This is a genomic window from Arthrobacter sp. Leaf141 (assembly GCF_001424565.1).
In the GTDB taxonomy this organism is placed as follows: Bacteria; Actinomycetota; Actinomycetes; order Actinomycetales; family Micrococcaceae; genus Arthrobacter.
This window is the reverse complement of sequence record NZ_LMOL01000011.1, coordinates 25,901-26,217: the sequence shown is the minus strand read 5'-3', so window position 1 is coordinate 26,217 and position 317 is coordinate 25,901. Positions and strand designations below refer to the sequence as shown.

Genomic DNA, 317 nt, shown 5'->3' with positions numbered 1-317 from the left:
AGGATTTCGTTGGTGAGGAAGTCCTTGACCTGGGTCGCGTAGATGGCCGGGGCGGGGGCGTTGTGGGTTTGGCCGTCGGCGCCCTGTCCGAGGACGGTGATGCCGTCCGCAGAGCCCAGTGCTTCGGTTCCGGTGTGCCAGGATCCGGCGATATTTTCGGTGAGCATGGTTTGGCCCTCGGCGGCCGTGATGGCGCGGCCGACGGCGGCGGCGAACTTATCGCCTGCCTCGCCGGTGGGGGCGAAGAGCAGTCCGGGGGAGGTGCAGAGTTGTCCGGAGCTGCCGGTGACGGCGGTGATGTAGGCGGTGGCGAGGGC

1 pseudogene is annotated in these 317 nt (G+C 68.5%); it reads right to left on the bottom strand.

The annotated features are described in order from the left end of the window. Positions 1–317, bottom strand: a pseudogene (locus ASF72_RS20980) (aldehyde dehydrogenase (NADP(+))); the annotation flags it as partial.